Origin of the sequence: Niabella agricola, assembly GCF_021538615.1 — a bacterium.
Classification (GTDB): Bacteria; Bacteroidota; Bacteroidia; order Chitinophagales; family Chitinophagaceae; genus Niabella; species Niabella agricola.
Window position 1 is genome coordinate 723,709 of record NZ_JAJHIZ010000002.1, and the last position, 17,027, is coordinate 740,735.

The window sequence follows — 17,027 nt, forward strand, 5'->3', positions numbered from 1 at the left end:
GAGCGGGACGGTTATTAAATGATTACACCTTCATAACAACCGGTTGGTATGAAATTGGACAAATCCTGAAAATTATTTTTTAAAAATTTTTAAGGGCCACCGGAGACGGTTCCATTTTACAGAATAATAAGGCTCGGGAACAGCGCCGAATTTTTTGTAAAAAGCCTCGATGCCCGGAATGCTGCTGCCTTCAAAATCAAGAATCAGTCCCGATCCGGAAAATTCCCGGATCAGCTGATCGTATAAAAAATAATTGGCGTTCCGCTTCCGGCCGCTGAGGGTGGTAGCCGAACAGAGGTTGTAAATCCGCTGGTGGTCGCAAAAAAAGAGGCTGATGGCAAGAAGCGCACCTTTTTCATCTTTTACCGTCCGGGTAAAGCAATTTCCTGAGGGACTCAACACTTCTGCCAGGTTCCTTAATGGTATATAATCGCGGTTAACTAGCTGCATGCGCTGCTGATATCCTTGCTGGTAGGCGTTGATTGCATTAATAATATCCAGTTCAGCATCATAGATGAACTGCTGTTTCAATGCGGGTTTCAGGCTGTTGTGCACCAGGCTTTTGGAATAACGCCGATGGATTTCGGCATAAGAGGCTTGCAATGGCAGCACATAATTCTTCCGTTCAAAACAGGATACGCTTTCAACCGGTGTATTCAGCCAAACGTCACCAAATGCATATAAATGCATAGCCTGCTGAAGAAATAGCTCTCCTGCTTCCATAACTTCCGGATGCTGGGTGTAAAATCCCAACTGCTGGGTAAACCGGGGTTGTGCCAGGTATCGGATCCCGTATTTTTTTTTTGCGGTAAGAGGCATTACTACCGAATAATCTTCGTTGATCAGGGCGCCCCAGTTGGGAGCAAGATGATCAAGCCAGGTGCTGAGCGCATAGATCCGGTACTGGCTGCTTTTTTTTACAAAAGCGTCCCAGCGACCGGCGTCGATCGCATCCCTGTTATAAAACCGGATATGAGCCGTATGGGTGCGCACCATTATTTTCCTTTTCCCTGTAAAAGGATCCGAAAAGTATGCAATAAAATCTTAAGGTCCAACAGGAGCGAGATGTTTTCAATGTACATCAGGTCGTAGCGGTTGCGCTCGATCATTTCTTCGAGGTTCTCGGCATAGCCAAATTGCACCATTCCCCAGCTGGTAAGTCCGGGCCGGGCCTTGAGCACATATTTATAAGTAGGAAATTGTTGTACGATCTGATTGATGAAATAGGCCCGTTCCGGCCGGGGGCCAACCAGGCTCATATCCCCCTTTAAAATATTCCAGAGCTGCGGAAGCTCATCAAGCCGCCATTTGCGCATAACCCTTCCCCAGCGGGTGATGCGGGGGTCATTTTTGGAGGAAAGCAGGGGAATGCTGGTTTCGGCATTGGTGTGCATCGACCGGAATTTATAAAGTATAAAAGGCTTTCCTTTATACCCGATCCGCTCCTGTTTGTAAATAACGGGGCCCGGGCCGCTGCACTTTACGCGCAGGGCTACAAAAAGATATAAGGGCGATAAAAGAATCATTCCCCAGAAGGCGAATGCTACATCCAGTACGCGTTTAATATTCGATTGCCAGTTACTGAGCAGGGTATTGGGGATGTGTACAAGCCCCCCGCCAAGCACATTGCCTATTTTTACGGAGCCGGAGAGGATATCCAGTGTTTTGGGCACCAGGTTGATTTCTACATCTTTTTCACTTAACCGGGCCACCAGCTCTTCTACCGGCAGGGCTGCGGAGGAGCTGTTGTTAATGATCACCATCTTTACATTATGCTGCGTAATAACGGTTTCCAGTTCCGGCAGGTTTCCCAGCCGTGGCAGGAAAACGACGTCTGTCTGTGAAGCCGGTACGGGGTCAATATAGCCTATATAATGAAAAGCGGCTTCCGACAAGCCTTTCCCCGTACTGGTAACAATCGTATTTACGGATATGGCCTCACTGAGGAGCAGGGTGTTAAAAACAACGGACCTGTTTTTAATCTGCCGTTTCACCACTGTCAGGATGATGCCCCGGAAAATACAGGTGATGGTACAATGTAAAAAGATCAGCCGGAACAGCAAGTGCAGGATGCCGATGTATAAATGGTATTTTAATTCCGGGAAAATAAAGATCAGGAAGGCGCTTCCGATGGCGGAGCAAACCAGGGTGACCAGGAACTCTTCTGCCCTTGATTTTTTATACAGGTTGCTGTAACTGCCCGCCAGCGTAAACAACAACAGCCACAATACCGGAACAATAAAAAGTGTTACCAGCCAGTCTGCAGGTTCCAGATTGCCGGTGCCTCTGCGCAGCAGGCTGATAAAGATCAGCCAGGACAGGGCCGCGCCTGCATAATCAGCAAGCAGGTACCAGGAAGCGGAAATACTTTTAGGGTGTTCCACTACTGCTTGATTGTGTTATTGCCGATTTTTTCGAGGATCTGGTGTGCCACGTCCATGGCCTTTAGGCCATCGATCTCCGATACTACAGTTTGGGTATTGTTTAAAATAGCATCCCGGAATTCTTCCAGTTCTTTTTTTATGGCATTAACCTCCGGAACGGGCGGGTTTGCCATCGCAATGGTTTTTTTACCGCCAGGCGTATCGATATCAAATGCAAACACATTTTCGTCTGCAGCCTCTTTTAATTTAATGATCTCCGTTTTCTTATTCAGGAAGTCGATACCAATATAGGCATCTTTCTGAAACAGGCGCATCTTCCGCATTTTTTTCATGGAGATGCGGCTGGACGTAAGATTGGCAACACAGCCGTTATCAAATTCGATCCGTACGTTGGCAATATCCGGCGTTTCTGTAAGTACCGCCACGCCGCTGGCAGAGATGCGTTTTACATCGCTTTTTACAATACTCAGGATAATATCAATATCATGGATCATCAGATCGAGGATCACACTCACTTCTGTTCCCCTGGGATTAAACTGTGCCAGCCGGTGTACTTCGATGAACATAGGTTTCAACGGTACGTTCCTCAATGCCAGGAATGCGGGGTTGAAGCGCTCCACATGCCCTACCTGTAGCTTTATATTGGATTCTTTTGCCAGCTTTACCAGCTCCCGTGCTTCTTCCATGGTATCGGCAAAAGGTTTCTCCACAAACACGTGACGGCCGCGCTTAATGGCTTTTTCGCACCACTGATAGTGAAAGGTGGTGGGCGTTACAATGTCGATCGCATCGCAAAGCTCCAAAAAAGCATCCACGTCAAAAAAACGTTTGATGTTATATTTCTCAATCACTTCCCTGGCTGTATCTTCGTTTGGGTCATAGAAACCGACCACTTCCACGCCTTCAATCTCCAGCCAGTTGTTCAGATGAAATTTTCCCAGATGGCCTACACCAACAATCCCTATTTTTAACATACGCGGTTTTGAGTTTTCAAAGATAATTAATGCTTCTTATATGTTTGCTTTGTGTGCAGCACTTTGGCTGCCGCCTACGCATAAAAAAAAGCGCTGATCCAGCGCTTTTTTGTTGACCCATAAGGATTCGAACCTTAACAGACAGAACCAAAATCTGTAGTGCTACCGTTACACCATGGGTCAATCCGACCGTTATACTGACAGGTGTCAGATTTGGGATTGCAAATATAGGAAATCAAACGATTGTAACAATATGTTTTGTCATATTTTTTTTGATTTTTTTATTTGTGCCTGGATTTTAAACGCGGGTTGGTTTATTGAAATGTAATCAGTTAAATTTGTTTCTATTCAATTCATCTTTAAAACGATTATATGAAAGTTACTGTAGTAGGTGCCGGAGCCGTAGGTGCCACCTGTGCCGACAACATTGCCAGAAAAGAATTAGCATCGGAACTGGTGCTGCTCGACATCAAGGAGGGGGTGGCTGAGGGGAAAGCCATCGATATGATGCAAACAGCCGGATTGCTGGGATTTGATACCAAGATCAAGGGCGTTACCAACGACTATGTAGCTACCGAGCATTCCGATGTGGTCGTAATCACTTCCGGACTTCCCCGTAAGCCGGGCATGACACGTGAAGAGTTGATCGGCGTAAATGCGGGGATTGTAAAAAGTGTTACTGAAAATATTTTAAAGTATTCGCCGGATACCATCATTATTGTTGTATCCAATCCAATGGATACCATGAATTACCTGACCCTGCAGACCTCTGGTTTGCCCAAGCACCGTGTACTGGGCATGGGCGGGGCTTTGGATTCTGCGCGCTTCCGGTACTACCTGAGCCAGGAACTGGGATGTTCGCCCGGAGATCTGAATGCAGTGGTGATCGGCGGCCATGGCGATACCACCATGATTCCGCTGATCCGTCATGCTACCTGGAACAGCACGCCGGTTACCAACTTTTTAACAAAGGAGCAGCAGGATAAAATTGTGGCCGATACCATGGTTGGAGGAGCTACGCTCACCAAGCTGATCGGTACCTCGGCCTGGTACGCTCCCGGAGCCGGAACCGCCGCCATGGTGGAAAGCATTTTGCGGGACGAAAAAAAGCTGATCTCTTGTGGTGTGGCCCTGGAGGGCGAGTACGGCCAGAGCGATATTTCGCTGGTGGTACCGGTAATTCTTGGCCGCAACGGTTGGGAGCGTATCCTTGATTTTAAATTATCGGAGGAAGAACAGGCCGCCTTTAATAAAAGCGCCAACGCCGTGCGAAACATGAACGATGTATTGAAAACGCTTTAACCAGATATGAGCAATCTGCGATCCCGGCTTACAAAGGCCGGGATTGTTGTTTATAGCCTGTTCCGGACTTTTTATAGTCTGAATGGTTAATTTTGCGTCAACTAAAGCAAATCGCATGCGCCTACGTATACCACTTTTTGCCCTTTTATTACTCCTGGCCCGGGTAACGTCCGCACAGCAGTTTGGGCCGGAATTTAATGTGAAGGAATACGCCGACTTTTTATCCATGGCTTTTTATGAAAGCAGTATCCCGGATAAAGTGCAACGGGAGCAACAAAAAGAACCGTATAAGCTGGTGTATAAATCACCGGAGGTAGGGATGAAGAATCTATGGTGGTTATATACCAACGAACAAAACCAGGCCGTGATCAATATCCGGGGAACGGTGGGAGATATGGTGAGCTGGCTGGAAAATTATTATTGCCCGATGATACCGGCAACCGGATCCCTGCAGCTCGATCCTGCTACCCGGTTTGATTACAAGCTTGCGGAAAGCAAGGATGCATATGTGCATGCGGGCTGGGCCATTGGGATGGCCTACCTGGTGCGGGATATGACACCGAAGATCAAAGAACTGTATGAAAAGGGAGTACGCGATTTTTTTATTTTCGGGCATAGCCAGGGCGGGGCGTTGAGTTATCTGGTGAGCTCTTATTTTTATTACCAGCGAAAGGCCGGGGCATTACCCGGCGACATCCGGTTTAAAACTTATGCCAGTGCGGCGCCCAAACCCGGCAATCTGCAATACGCTTATGATTTTGACTTTATCAATAAGGGGGGATGGGCCTATACCGTGGTTAATGCCGCTGATTGGGTGCCGGAAACGCCTTATAGTATTCAGCGGGTCTCCGATATGAATATGGTAAACCCGATCGTGGATATCCCGGGAGCCCTGAAAAAACAAAAGTTCCTGCTGCGCCTGGTAGGAAATATGTATTATGGAAAACTAAACCGGAGAACCTGGAAAGCACAAAGAGCATATACTAAAGTTTTGGGACATAAATTGTATAAACTGGCTATAAAAAAGGCATTACCTGGTTTGAAAGAACCCGAATATGCGCCTTCTATGAGCTATATGCGCGCGGGTACACCGGTTATCCTGATGCCGGATGCCGGGTATTATCAAAAATATGGTAAAGACGGTGCCGACAAATTTGCGCATCATCATTTTGCACCCTACCTCTATTTGTTACAAAAGCAATACGGAAAGTAACGAAGTACTTGTGGATTGCTGTATTATTTTTCGATTTTATAACACCAGCGGAACAGCTTGCCTTCAAAGTCGAAGGGCGTTGTAGCCCGGGTAATATCTTTTATTTGGTCTGTTTGCAGGTTGCCGGTATCCAGTACAAATTTCCGGGCATTGGTACTGAAGTACAGGATGCCTCCCGGAGCCAGTATGCGCAGGCAATCATTAATCAGGGACACATGATCCCGCTGGATGTCGAGGATATCGTTCATCCGCTTGCTGTTGCTGAAAGTAGGTGGATCCATTACGATCAGGTCATATGATCCGGCAGCGATCTCCTTGATATAACGGAGCACATCGGCCTGCACAAATGAATAGGCGGGTTGATCCAGGCCATTCAGTTGCATATTTCTTTCGGCCCATTGTATATAGGTATTGGAAAGATCAACGGTGGTGATGGCAGCCGCATTGCCTGCAGCGGCATACACAGAAAAAGAACCGGTATACGCAAAAAGGTTCAGCACCCGCCGCCCGTTGCTTTCCTGCATCACCATTTTGCGCGTCAGCCGGTGATCCAGAAAGAGGCCGGTGTCCAGGTAGTCTTCCAGGTTCACAATAAATTTTAAACCCTGTTCGTGTACAATGAACTCGTTTTTCTTCGAGTCAGTTTTTTGATATTGTCCCTGCCGTCCGGCTTTTCGCTGGCGCAGCTTGGTATGAATCTGTGTTGTTGGGATTCCGGTGATTGCTGAAATGATTGCGATGGTTTGCTGCATCCATTGATAATGCGCGTCTTCCTCCATTTGGTGCCGGCGCTTGTATTCTGCTACATAGGCATGCCCCTCATACAGTTCAATGGAGACCGGAAATTCGGGCAGGTCGTGATCATATACCCGGTAGCAGGTAATACCTTGTTTTTGTGCCTGTTTTGAAAGATGCCGGTAAACCTTGGTCAGCCGGTTGCGGAACATGATAAATTTTTCTTCGCTCAAATTTGATTTTTTTGCGAAATTAGCCTTTTACAGGAATGCAATACGCAATTGTTGATATTGAAACAACCGGCTCCTATGCAGCAGCCAGCGGCATTACAGAAATCAGCATCCAGGTGCTGGATGCTGATGGAGCCGTGCAGGAGCGTTTTGAAACCCTGGTAAACCCGGTGCACCAGATCCCGGGCTATATTCAGGCCCTTACCGGTATCAGCAATGAAATGGTGGCGGAGGCGCCTTTGTTTGAAGCGATCGCTGAGCGGGTGTATGCATTGCTGCAGAATAAAGTTTTTGTGGCCCACAGTGTTAATTTTGATTACTCATTTGTGAAAAGCCAGCTGGAGGCCTGCGGGTACGACTTCAATACAAACAAACTTTGCACGGTGCGGCTGAGCCGTAAGCTGTTACCGGGCCATGCATCTTACAGTTTGGGCCGGCTTTGTGAGGCACTGGGTATCGGGCATTACAATAAACACCGGGCGGGGGGAGATACGGATGCAACAGTGGCTCTGTTTCAGTTATTGCTGCAAAAAGATACGGAAGGGCATATCCTGAAGAGCCTTAAAAAAACGTCTAAAGAACAGGCATTGCCTCCCAATGTGCCTAAATCCGATTTTGATCAGCTGCCTTATACGCCGGGGATTTATTATTTTCACGACGATAAAGGCAAAGTGGTGTATGTGGGTAAGGCCAAGAATATCCGGTACCGGGTAAGCAGCCACTTCAGTAATAATTCTACAGGAAGGCAGCGGCAGCATTTTATGCGCTATGTACATCACATCAGTTTTGAGGAATGTGGAACGGAACTGATGGCGGCGGTAAAAGAATCTACCGAAATCAAACGGCTCTGGCCCCGGTTCAATGCTTCGCAAAAAAAACGGGAAGACCTGTATGGCATTATTTCCTATGAAGACCAGAATGGTTATTTACGTTTGGGTGTAGACAAAATGGCCCGGGGCAAGCCGCTGCTGAATTCATTTCATCACCTCGAAGGCGCCAGGGCTTCGCTCCGGCAGCTGGTTCACGACCATCGGTTATGTCCCCGTTTATGTTTTATCGATGAACAGCTGTTCGACGAAAAAATGCACCGGTTGCTTTGCGGAGGTGCCTGCGAAAAGAAGGAGACTCCGGAAAACTATAACCGGCGGGTTTTGGAGGCAATGCAATACCTGCAGAACCTTCCTTCTTTTGCGATTGTTGACAAAGGAATTCATCAGGATGAGCGGTCCTGTATTCTTGTTTGGAAGGGCAGTTTTTATGGGATGGGCTTTATTTCCGGTGAGGTGCAGATTGAACGGCCGGAGCAATTGCGGGAATACGTAACGCCCTATAAAGAAAACAGTACCATCACCAACATGCTATTTGCGTACGCCAAAAGATATCCGTCGAAAATCATCCGGTTTGAGCAGGCCGGCTAACCGGATGTTACTATTTTTGCAGATGGTTATTGTAAGAGCCACTTATATTAAAAATTAAATAGATTAACGATGATGAAAAAAACGGCATTGCTGTTGCCATTTGTATTGATGATGTTAGCGTTCCAGCCGGTTAAGAAAAAGAAAGTAATCTTTTTTGGAGATTCGATAACCCAACAGGGGGCAGGTCCCGGCGGGTACATTATGCGCATCGATAGTATGAGCAGGGTTGAGAAACTGGCCGACCAGTTTGAATTTGTTGGAAAAGGGATCGGCGGAAACAAAGTATATGACCTGTTTCTTCGGTTTCAGCCCGATGTGCTGGACCAGCAGCCGGATATCGTTTTTGTATATGTAGGCATCAATGACGTGTGGCATAAAACATCCGCAGGTACCGGTACCGATTTTGATAAATTCGGAAAATTTTATGATGCCATCATCTCTACGTTGAAAAAACGGGGAATTCAGCCGGTTGTATGTACTCCTTCGGTAATTGGAGAACGGAATGATTTTACCAACCAGCAGGATGGAGATTTGAACCTCTATGCCAAATGGATCCGTGAGTATGCTGCTAAAAACGATGTGCCACTGGTTGATCTTCGCAAACTGTTCCTGGATTACCTGAAAGAAAACAACCCGGAGAATAAGGAAAAAGACATCCTTACCAGGGACCGGGTGCATCTCAATGACAAAGGCAATCAGTTGGTGGCGGATGCTATGTGGAAGGTACTGAAGGGCCTGAAGTAACCCTCGGGCATGTAAAATATTGAATGTCCAATTTTAAATGTAAAAGTTCAGATTACATTACTGCTCAGAATTTGAGGATCTGAAAATGTGGGAATGAAGGTGCCGCTCCCGTTCGGCGCCAGGTATCCTGATGGAATCGGAACCAGGAATCTGCATTGAGCAATCACAGCTGATCACTGATTGCAGGGCGTAAAACAGATCTAACCTGGAGCTTTATAATATTGTTCAGGTTATCGGAGATCCCTTTGCCGCATATTGCGGATCCTTTACGGCTGTTGCGGTTGGGCTTTTGCCGCTTTTACATTTAAAATTGGATATTTTACATTTTTATATTTCTATAATACGATCTCCGCCAGGTAATAATTCTTTTTGCCTTTCTGCAACAGGATATAGCGGTTGTGTAAGAGATGCGCTGTAGTCACTGTCAGCTGAACATCGCTTACTTTTTCGCGGTTGAGGCTGATGCCTCCGCCCTGAACCAGTTTCCGGGCTTCGCCCTTGCTGGGAGCTACCTTTGTTTCCGCCAGCAAGGATACAATGTCGATGCCCCGGTCCAGGTCAGATTTCGAAATAACCGCTTTAACAACACCTTCCAGTCCTTCCAGGTCTTCAATGCCCATTTCAGCGGCCGGCCGGCTTTGATTGGCGAACAGTTTTTCGGTAGTTACAACGGCTTTTTCATATTCTTCGGTGCCATGCACAAAGCAGGTGATCTCTTTTGCCAGGGTTTTTTGAAGCAGGCGTGCGGCCGGATTCTGGTGGTGTTGCCCAATCAGGCCACTGATGGTTGGCTCGTCCAGGAATGTAAATATCTTGATCCAGGTGGCTGCGTCTTCGTCACTGGTATTGAGCCAGAACTGGTAGAACTGGTAGGGAGAAGTTTTTTCAGGATCCAGCCATACATTCCCTTTTTCTGTTTTCCCGAACTTCGTGCCGTCGGCCTTGCGGATCAACGGACAGGTAAAGGCAAAGGCCTCTTGTCCTGCCTTGCGGCGGATGAATTCGGTACCCGTGGTTATATTGCCCCACTGGTCGCTTCCGCCCATTTGCAGTTTTACGCCTGCGGTGGTATATAAATGATAAAAGTCATACCCCTGCATCAGCTGGTAGGCAAACTCGGTGTAGCTGATACCAACCTCGCCTTCAAAACGTTTTTTTACACTATCCTTAGCCATCATGTAATTGACCGTGATATGCTTTCCGGCATCCCTCAGGAACTCCAGGAAACTGATGTTTTTAAACCAGTCATAATTATTTACCATAAGGGCCGCATTGGGATGGGCAGGTGAGAAATCAAGGTACCGTTCGAGCTGACTTTTGATGCCGGCGATATTGGCAGCCAGGGTTTCTTCGTTCAATAGGTTCCGTTCTTCGCTTTTACCACTGGGATCGCCGATCATGCCAGTGGCGCCGCCCACCAGGGCCACCGGACGATGCCCCGCGCGCTGCAGGTGTACCAGCAACAAAATGGGCACCAGGCTGCCGATATGCAGGCTGGTTGCTGTAGGATCGAACCCAATATACCCCGTGGTCATTTCCTTATTCAGTTGTTCTTCTGTACCTGGTATGATATCCTGGATCATACCCCGCCATCTCAATTCCTTTATGATATTCATAATATTGTAAATCCTTTGATAGGGGTGCAAAGGTACGCCATCCGGGCTTAAGAACGAATGTTCAAATATGGTTTTATAGGGTTGAACGAATAAATGGGGGAACTGGTCTAAAAAGCACTATTTTTAAATGCTTTATACCTAATTTCGTTGCAGGTAATGATATACTTATCGGAAAATTGTGGACCCTAACTAAATCGAATTATAAATGAAAGCATTGAAGCCATGCTTTTTATTGCTGCTTATAACGGCTGCCACTGTTACCCGCGCCCAGTTCCGGAAATATTCCAATGAGTTTCTGAACATTGGTGCCGGCGCCCGCGGACTGGCAATGGGGAGCGCTCAGGTAGCGAGTGTAACCGATGGCACAGCAGGATACTGGAACCCGGCGGGCCTTGTAAATGTTCAGGATAATGTACAGGTAAACCTCATGCACGCAGAGTATTTTGCAGGTATTGGTAAATACGACTATCTGAACGTAACCCTGCCTACTACCAGTTCTAAACGTACATTGGCGATTACCGCACTTCGGTTTGCAGTGGATGATATCATGAATACCCTGTTCCTGGTGGAGCCGGACGGATCATTGAATTACAATAATATCAAGTCTTTTTCATCGGCGGATTACGGCTTTTTATTGTCTTATGCGCAAAACCTGAAGCGTACAGAAAACAAGCATATAAATTTTGGCCTGAATGCAAAAGTGATCCATCGCAGTGTGGGTAGTTTTGCCAAAGCCTGGGGGTTTGGCCTGGATGCGGGACTACAGATCCTGCAGGATAAATGGCGGTTTGGTATTGTGGGCCGGGATCTGACCACCACGTTCAACAGCTGGGCCTTTAGTTTCACCGATCAGGAAAAAGAGGCGCTTTATCTGGCAAAGAACGATATCCCTGTAAAGTCAACCGAATTAACATCCCCCCGCCTGATACTGGGAGGTGCCCGTGTGTTTCCGCTTGGTAAAAAATCGGGTTTGCTGGCAGAGGCCAACCTCGATCTTACTTTCGATGGGAAACGGAATACCGTTGTAAGCGGGGATCCCGTTAGTATTGATCCCAAACTGGGATTGGAATACAATTATAAGGACGTGATTTTTATAAGAGGCGGGGTAAATAATTTTCAAAAAGGACTTTCAGACGGCGATACCCTTAATCTGAAAAAAGTATGGATCTTCCAGCCGAGCGTGGGAGTTGGTTTCCGGGTTCAATCCTTTATGATCGACTATGCTTTTACCAACCTGGCGAACCAGTCGAACCCGCTGTTTACCCATATATTGTCTTTGAAGATGGATTTCCGGAGAAAAAGAAACGATCATCAATAAGTGGCGACAAATGAAAAAATTGCTTACGATAGGATTACTGATTTTTTCCATTGCAGCCCAGGCCCAGCAATTTGGCAATGAATGGATCGATTATAATAAAACCTATTACAAATTCAAAGTAGCCGCCAACGGCCTGTACCGGATTCCTGCGGCAACACTTGCCGCGGCTAACCTTGGTGCCGTAGATGCTGCGCATTTTCAATTGTGGAACAATGGGGTGGAAGTGCCGTTGTTTATATCCATAAGTTCCGGGCCCCTGGGAGCGGGTGATTATATTGAATTCTGGGGACAGATGAACGACGGGAAGCCCGACAATCCGCTGTACCGGACACCGGACCAGCAACTTTCAAATGCGAAAAGTTTGTTTTCCGATTCTTCAGCCTATTTTTTAACGGTGAATACCGCCGGAGGAAATAAACGATTAACCAATACTCCCAACAATCTGCCGGGCGGGGTAACGCCGGAGCCCTATTTTATCTACAGGGCAGATACATCGTTTGCCGAGCAGTTTCATTATGGTGCTTCGGAAGGGTCGGGAGTTGGCACGTTGTACATGGCGTCCTTTGAAGGCGGTGAGGGCTGGGCTTCTGTAGAGATCGGCGAAGGGCAGTCCAGAACTTACCAGAAGAATCTTTATCCATATACCGGTTCAGGCGCGCCGGACGTGATGCTGCAAATGAATGTAATGGGCAGCAATGTGGCCACGCGGAGGGCCCAGTTAACGGTGAATGGCAATATGGTATTTGACCAGGTATTGTCTAACTTTGGCTTCCTGAAACTGTCAAAAACGCTTCCCCCCAGCGTACTGAACGGTGGTAATGAAACCTTTTCGATTACCAATACGGCCACCGTTCCCAGCCGGATGCGGGTGGCTTCCATAGGGGTCACCTATGCGCGGCAATTTAATTTTGGCGGTGCCAGTAATTTTCGTTTCAGTCTTCCGGCACGCGGTACGGGCTACTACCTGGAAATAACCAATTTCAATTTTTCCGGGGGTGCACCGGTGTTGTATGACCTGGCTAACGGCAAACGTTATATTGTGGATGCCACCAATCCTGCTTTATTAAAAGTGTTTTTGCCCGCTGTGGCAACTACCCAGGAACTGGTATTGACCAGCCAGGCTGCTTCAAACTTGCGAACAGTGCCGGTGTTGGAGCCGAGAACCTTTGTAAATTATGCGGCTACGGCAAACCAGGGCAATTACCTTATGATTACAGAGAAGTCGCTTTTAGCGGGCAGCAACGGCACACAGCCGGTGAATGATTACCGCAATTACAGGGCTTCCGCAGCCGGCGGCGCATATAATGCTAAGGTGTACCTGATCGATCAGCTCACAGATCAGTTTGCTTATGGAATTCAGTACCATTCCCTGAGCATCCGGAATTTTTTAAGATTTGCAAGAGCCCGGTTTGCATCCCCTCCACGGCAGGCATTTCTTATCGGGAAGGGCGTTTCTTATGTTGCTTCCAGAACCTATCCATCGTATGACCTGGCTCCACAATTGCCGCAGCTGAACCTGGTACCTACTTTTGGTTATCCTTCGTCGGATGTATTGTTAAGCGCAGAAGGGAGCAGTTCGCAGCCACTGACACCCATTGGAAGACTGTCTGTGGTAAATGGTGATGAAATCACCCTTTACCTGGGTAAAATAAAGGAGTACGAGCAGCAGCTGACCACGGCCTCCCCGGGCATCAGTGAAAGCGCCTGGAAAAAGAACGTAGCCCACCTGGTTGGAGCCAGCGATGATGCTACTATCAGTTTGCTGGACGGGCTGTTACAAAATCAGAAAACGATCATCCAGGGGCCATTGTACGGTGCGAATGTATCGGATTTTGTAAAAAGCACCTCCGGAACTATTCAAAATACCAATAACGACCGGCTGCGAAGTTTGATTAACAACGGCATCGGACTATTAACCTATTTCGGGCATTCGTCTTCTACTTCGCTGGATTATAACCTGGAAAATCCATCCAACTATACCAACCGGGGCCGGTATCCGCTTTTTAATATGATGGGCTGTAATGTGGGGGATATCTTCGGGTATAGTACTGCCCGTTTAACCGGATTGGAAACCATCTCTGAAAAATACCTGCTGGCAAAGGATGGTGGCAGCATTGGTATGATGGCTGGTACCAGCGTCGGGTATGTATCTACGCTCGATGTGTACAATACCTTATTGTATACGATCCTTTCCGGGAAGGATTACGGCAAAACGATTGGAGAACTGATGTTGAATACCATTGCAGAAGTGTTTAAACGGCCAACCGGCGAAAACGAATTCCTTCAGCGGGCCCAGTGTGAAGAATATACCCTGAATGGCGATCCGGCCATCCGGCTTTATCAATTCGATAAGCCGGATTATGCACTTGAAGACGCCTCGATTGCTATTACACCTAATTTCATTTCGGTTGCAGAACCCGAATTTACCGTAAAAGCAAAGATCAATAACCTGGGAAAGGCGGTTGATCGAAAAGTGATCGTTGAGTTAAAACGAACCTTTCCCAATCAGTCTGTACAGGTTTTCAGAAGGGATACACTGGATCTTATCAGGTATGCTGACTCTATAACCTATACCTTGCCCATTGATCCGACAAGAGATAAAGGGGCTTCAAAGATCACTGTTTCTGTAGATCCGGAGAATACCATCGAGGAGCTTAACGAAGGGAACAATACCGTTACAAAGGATATCTTCATTTATGAGGATGAGTTGCGGCCGGTCTATCCTTATGACTATGCTATTGTAAGCCAGGCCAACGTTAAATTAACCGCATCTACCGCCAATGCGCTTACTGCATCCCGTACCTATATGATGGAGCTGGACACAACGGAATTGTTCAACTCGCCGCTGAAGATCTCAAAAACACAAACTTCTGCCGGAGGCATTGTTGAGTTCCTGCCGGACGCAAGTCTGCAAAACAATACCGTATACTACTGGCGGGTGGCTGCCAAACCCGATAACAGTGATCAGCCGCACTGGAACAGTTCCTCGTTCCTGTATTTAAACGGAAGTTCGTCCGGGTTTAATCAGTCGCATTATTACCAGATGCAGCATTCCGGTTTTTCACAGCTGATGCTTAAAGAAGGCGACCGTGCCTTTCATTTTGATTCAACCATAGCCGGCCTTACCACTACAACGGGCTTTTTCCCCTATGCCAGCGCGGCTACCGATATGGAAATGCGTATCAATGATTTTGCAGTACAGCGGTGGATGTTAAGTCCTTTTAGCGGCGCCGACAATGTAAATGATTATACCCTGCGCTTTTATGTGATCGATAACCGGAAAATGAAAGTATGGGAGAATGTAGACCTGGGCACCTCCGGTATGTATGGAAGTGTAAGGCCTATTCCTGCCCAAAGCAATACCATTCCCACCTTCTTCCAGTTTAAGGTACGCACAGCGCAGGAACGGAAGAACGTAATGGATTTTATTGACCTGATACCGAAAGATTTTTTTGTCGTGATCACCAACAGCCCTATGCTGCCCAATGTACTGCCTTCCGAATGGCTGGCTGATGAATCGGTATACGGGACCGGCAATACCCTGTATCATAAACTGGTGAAAGAGGGTGTTACTGTTCTGGATCAGATAAAAACCGATGCTCCTTTCATTATTTTTCTGCAAAAAGGATCGGGCCGTGCGCTGAAACAAAGACTTGGTGCTGCAAAAGAGGATAAGCTGGTAGAATCTGTTTCGGTAAACACCTTGTTTCACGACGGACGTTTGGAGACTCCGGTATTTGGCGTTGCAAAAGCCTGGGATAAGCTCATATGGGATGGTAACAGTGCCGAAACCAGTTCCAAGGACCAGTTATCATTTGATATATATGGCATCAGTAATTCAGGCGCAGAAGTATTGCTGAAAACCGTAAATGGGATTACTGCAAATAAAACAGCGGATATTTCAGATATTAATGCCCAGCAATACCCGAAGATCAGATTGAAGGCGGCAATAGCGGACACGGTTGATTATACGCCCTATCAGTTGAAGTCGCTCCGCTTATTGTATACACCGGCACCCGAAGGTGCTATTGCACCTAATCTTTATCTCAATGTAAAAGATACGCTGGAAGTTGGTGAGCCGCTGAATTTTGCCGTGGCGTTTAAAAATATCAGCAGCACGAAGTTCGACAGCATAGCGGTAAAGCTGAGCATCCGGGATAAAAACAATGTAGAAACCATTGTTCCCGTTCCCAATCAAAAGGCACTGTTGGCGGGTGATACGATTAAATTGTCGGTTCCGTTGCCCACAAAGAACTACAGAGGAAACAATACCTTGTTTGTAGACTTTAACCCCGGCCCCCTGCAGCCGGAGCAATATGCATTCAACAACTTCCTGTATAAGAATTTCTTTGTGAAAGGCGATTCCACCGGCCCTTATATGGATGTAACTTTTGACGGCGTGCATATTTTAAACAAGGACATTGTATCCAGCAAGCCCGATGTACTGGTGAAGCTGACCGATGACGCGAAATGGCTGTTGTTGGATGATCCCAGCCTGATCCAGGTGCAATTGCTTGATAAGACCCGCAGCCGTACCTATACCTATAAGACCGGTACAGACACCCTGCAATTTACACCCGCAGGCCAGGGGAGTGGCAATACGGCTACGATGAACTTCCGGCCGCGCCTCGAAGACGGAGACTATGAATTGCAGGTAGCTGCAAAAGACCGGAGCGGCAATGAAGTAAGCCAGATCCGTTATAAAGTCGGGTTTCAGGTGATCAACAAGCCGATGATCTCCAATATGCTCAACTATCCCAATCCCTTTACCACGGCAACGGCCTTTGTGTTTACCTTAACAGGTTCCGAGGTTCCGCAAAATATCCGGATCCAGATCCTTACCATCACCGGTAAAATTGTACGAGAGATTACCACGGCCGAATTGGGACCCCTGCGCATTGGTAGAAATATAACCGATTTCCGCTGGGACGGAACCGATCAATATGGTCAGAAACTGGCCAATGGCGTTTATCTTTACCGGGTAATTACCAATCTGAATGGAAAGTCGCTCGAAAAGTACAAGGCTAAGGACGATAACACGGATAAGTACTTCAATAAAGGGTATGGCAAAATGTACCTGATGCGATAAGCAT

Annotated in this window: 11 protein-coding genes and 1 tRNA gene; 6 read left to right on the top strand and 6 right to left on the bottom strand. The window is 47.1% G+C overall.

The annotated features are described in order from the left end of the window. Positions 1–72: 72 nt before the first annotated feature. From LL912_RS03405 to LL912_RS03420, 4 genes are all read right to left on the bottom strand, one after another. Positions 73–996, bottom strand: a complete 924-nt coding sequence (locus LL912_RS03405) for a hypothetical protein (protein WP_235552153.1) — start codon at positions 994–996, stop codon at positions 73–75. After that, positions 996–2,384 carry a sugar transferase gene (locus LL912_RS03410; protein WP_235552154.1) on the bottom strand — a complete coding sequence of 463 codons (1,389 nt, stop codon included), beginning with the start codon at positions 2,382–2,384 and terminating at the stop codon, positions 996–998. Before LL912_RS03410 ends, LL912_RS03405 begins: the two co-directional genes overlap by 1 nt. Continuing rightward, positions 2,384–3,358 carry a Gfo/Idh/MocA family protein gene (locus LL912_RS03415; protein ID WP_235552155.1) on the bottom strand — a complete coding sequence of 325 codons (975 nt, stop codon included), beginning with the start codon at positions 3,356–3,358 and terminating at the stop codon, positions 2,384–2,386. The genes LL912_RS03410 and LL912_RS03415 overlap by 1 nt, the downstream gene beginning before the upstream one ends. Positions 3,359–3,470: 112 nt before the next feature. Further along, positions 3,471–3,541, bottom strand: a tRNA-Gln gene (locus LL912_RS03420). A gap of 189 nt (positions 3,542–3,730) precedes the next feature. Here LL912_RS03420 and mdh point away from each other — a divergent pair. Together mdh and LL912_RS03430 are read left to right on the top strand one after the other, a co-directional pair. After that, complete coding sequence (gene mdh, locus LL912_RS03425; RefSeq protein WP_235552156.1) at positions 3,731–4,660, top strand: malate dehydrogenase; 930 nt, start codon at positions 3,731–3,733, stop codon at positions 4,658–4,660. Between the two features lie 115 nt (positions 4,661–4,775). Continuing rightward, positions 4,776–5,873, top strand: a complete 1,098-nt coding sequence (locus LL912_RS03430; RefSeq protein ID WP_235552157.1) for a lipase family protein — start codon at positions 4,776–4,778, stop codon at positions 5,871–5,873. Between the two features lie 23 nt (positions 5,874–5,896). On the opposite strand, the gene LL912_RS03435 is transcribed toward LL912_RS03430, so the two are convergent. Further along, complete coding sequence (locus LL912_RS03435; RefSeq protein ID WP_235552158.1) at positions 5,897–6,841, bottom strand: class I SAM-dependent methyltransferase; 945 nt, start codon at positions 6,839–6,841, stop codon at positions 5,897–5,899. A 35-nt stretch (positions 6,842–6,876) separates the two neighbouring features. Here LL912_RS03435 and LL912_RS03440 point away from each other — a divergent pair, with 35 nt between their 5' ends. Together LL912_RS03440 and LL912_RS03445 are read left to right on the top strand one after the other, a co-directional pair. Next, positions 6,877–8,256 (top strand): exonuclease domain-containing protein, encoded by a 1,380-nt coding sequence (locus LL912_RS03440; RefSeq protein WP_235552159.1) that lies wholly within the window; start codon positions 6,877–6,879, stop codon positions 8,254–8,256. Positions 8,257–8,325: 69 nt separating this feature from the next. Beyond that, positions 8,326–9,000: an SGNH/GDSL hydrolase family protein gene (locus tag LL912_RS03445; protein ID WP_235552160.1), complete on the top strand. Its 675-nt coding sequence runs from the start codon at positions 8,326–8,328 to the stop codon at positions 8,998–9,000. 335 nt (positions 9,001–9,335) lie between these two features. On the opposite strand, the gene tyrS is transcribed toward LL912_RS03445, so the two are convergent. Continuing rightward, complete coding sequence (gene tyrS, locus LL912_RS03450; protein ID WP_235552161.1) at positions 9,336–10,616, bottom strand: tyrosine--tRNA ligase; 1,281 nt, start codon at positions 10,614–10,616, stop codon at positions 9,336–9,338. Positions 10,617–10,821: 205 nt separating this feature from the next. Here tyrS and LL912_RS03455 point away from each other — a divergent pair, with 205 nt between their 5' ends. Further along, positions 10,822–11,934 (top strand): putative type IX sorting system protein PorV2, encoded by a 1,113-nt coding sequence (locus LL912_RS03455; protein WP_235552162.1) that lies wholly within the window; start codon positions 10,822–10,824, stop codon positions 11,932–11,934. 10 nt (positions 11,935–11,944) lie between these two features. Beyond that, a complete protein-coding gene (gene porU2 / locus LL912_RS03460) occupies positions 11,945–17,023 on the top strand; it encodes a putative type IX secretion system sortase PorU2 (RefSeq protein ID WP_235552163.1) in 5,079 nt (1,692 codons plus the stop codon). The last annotated feature ends 4 nt before the right edge of the window (positions 17,024–17,027 follow it).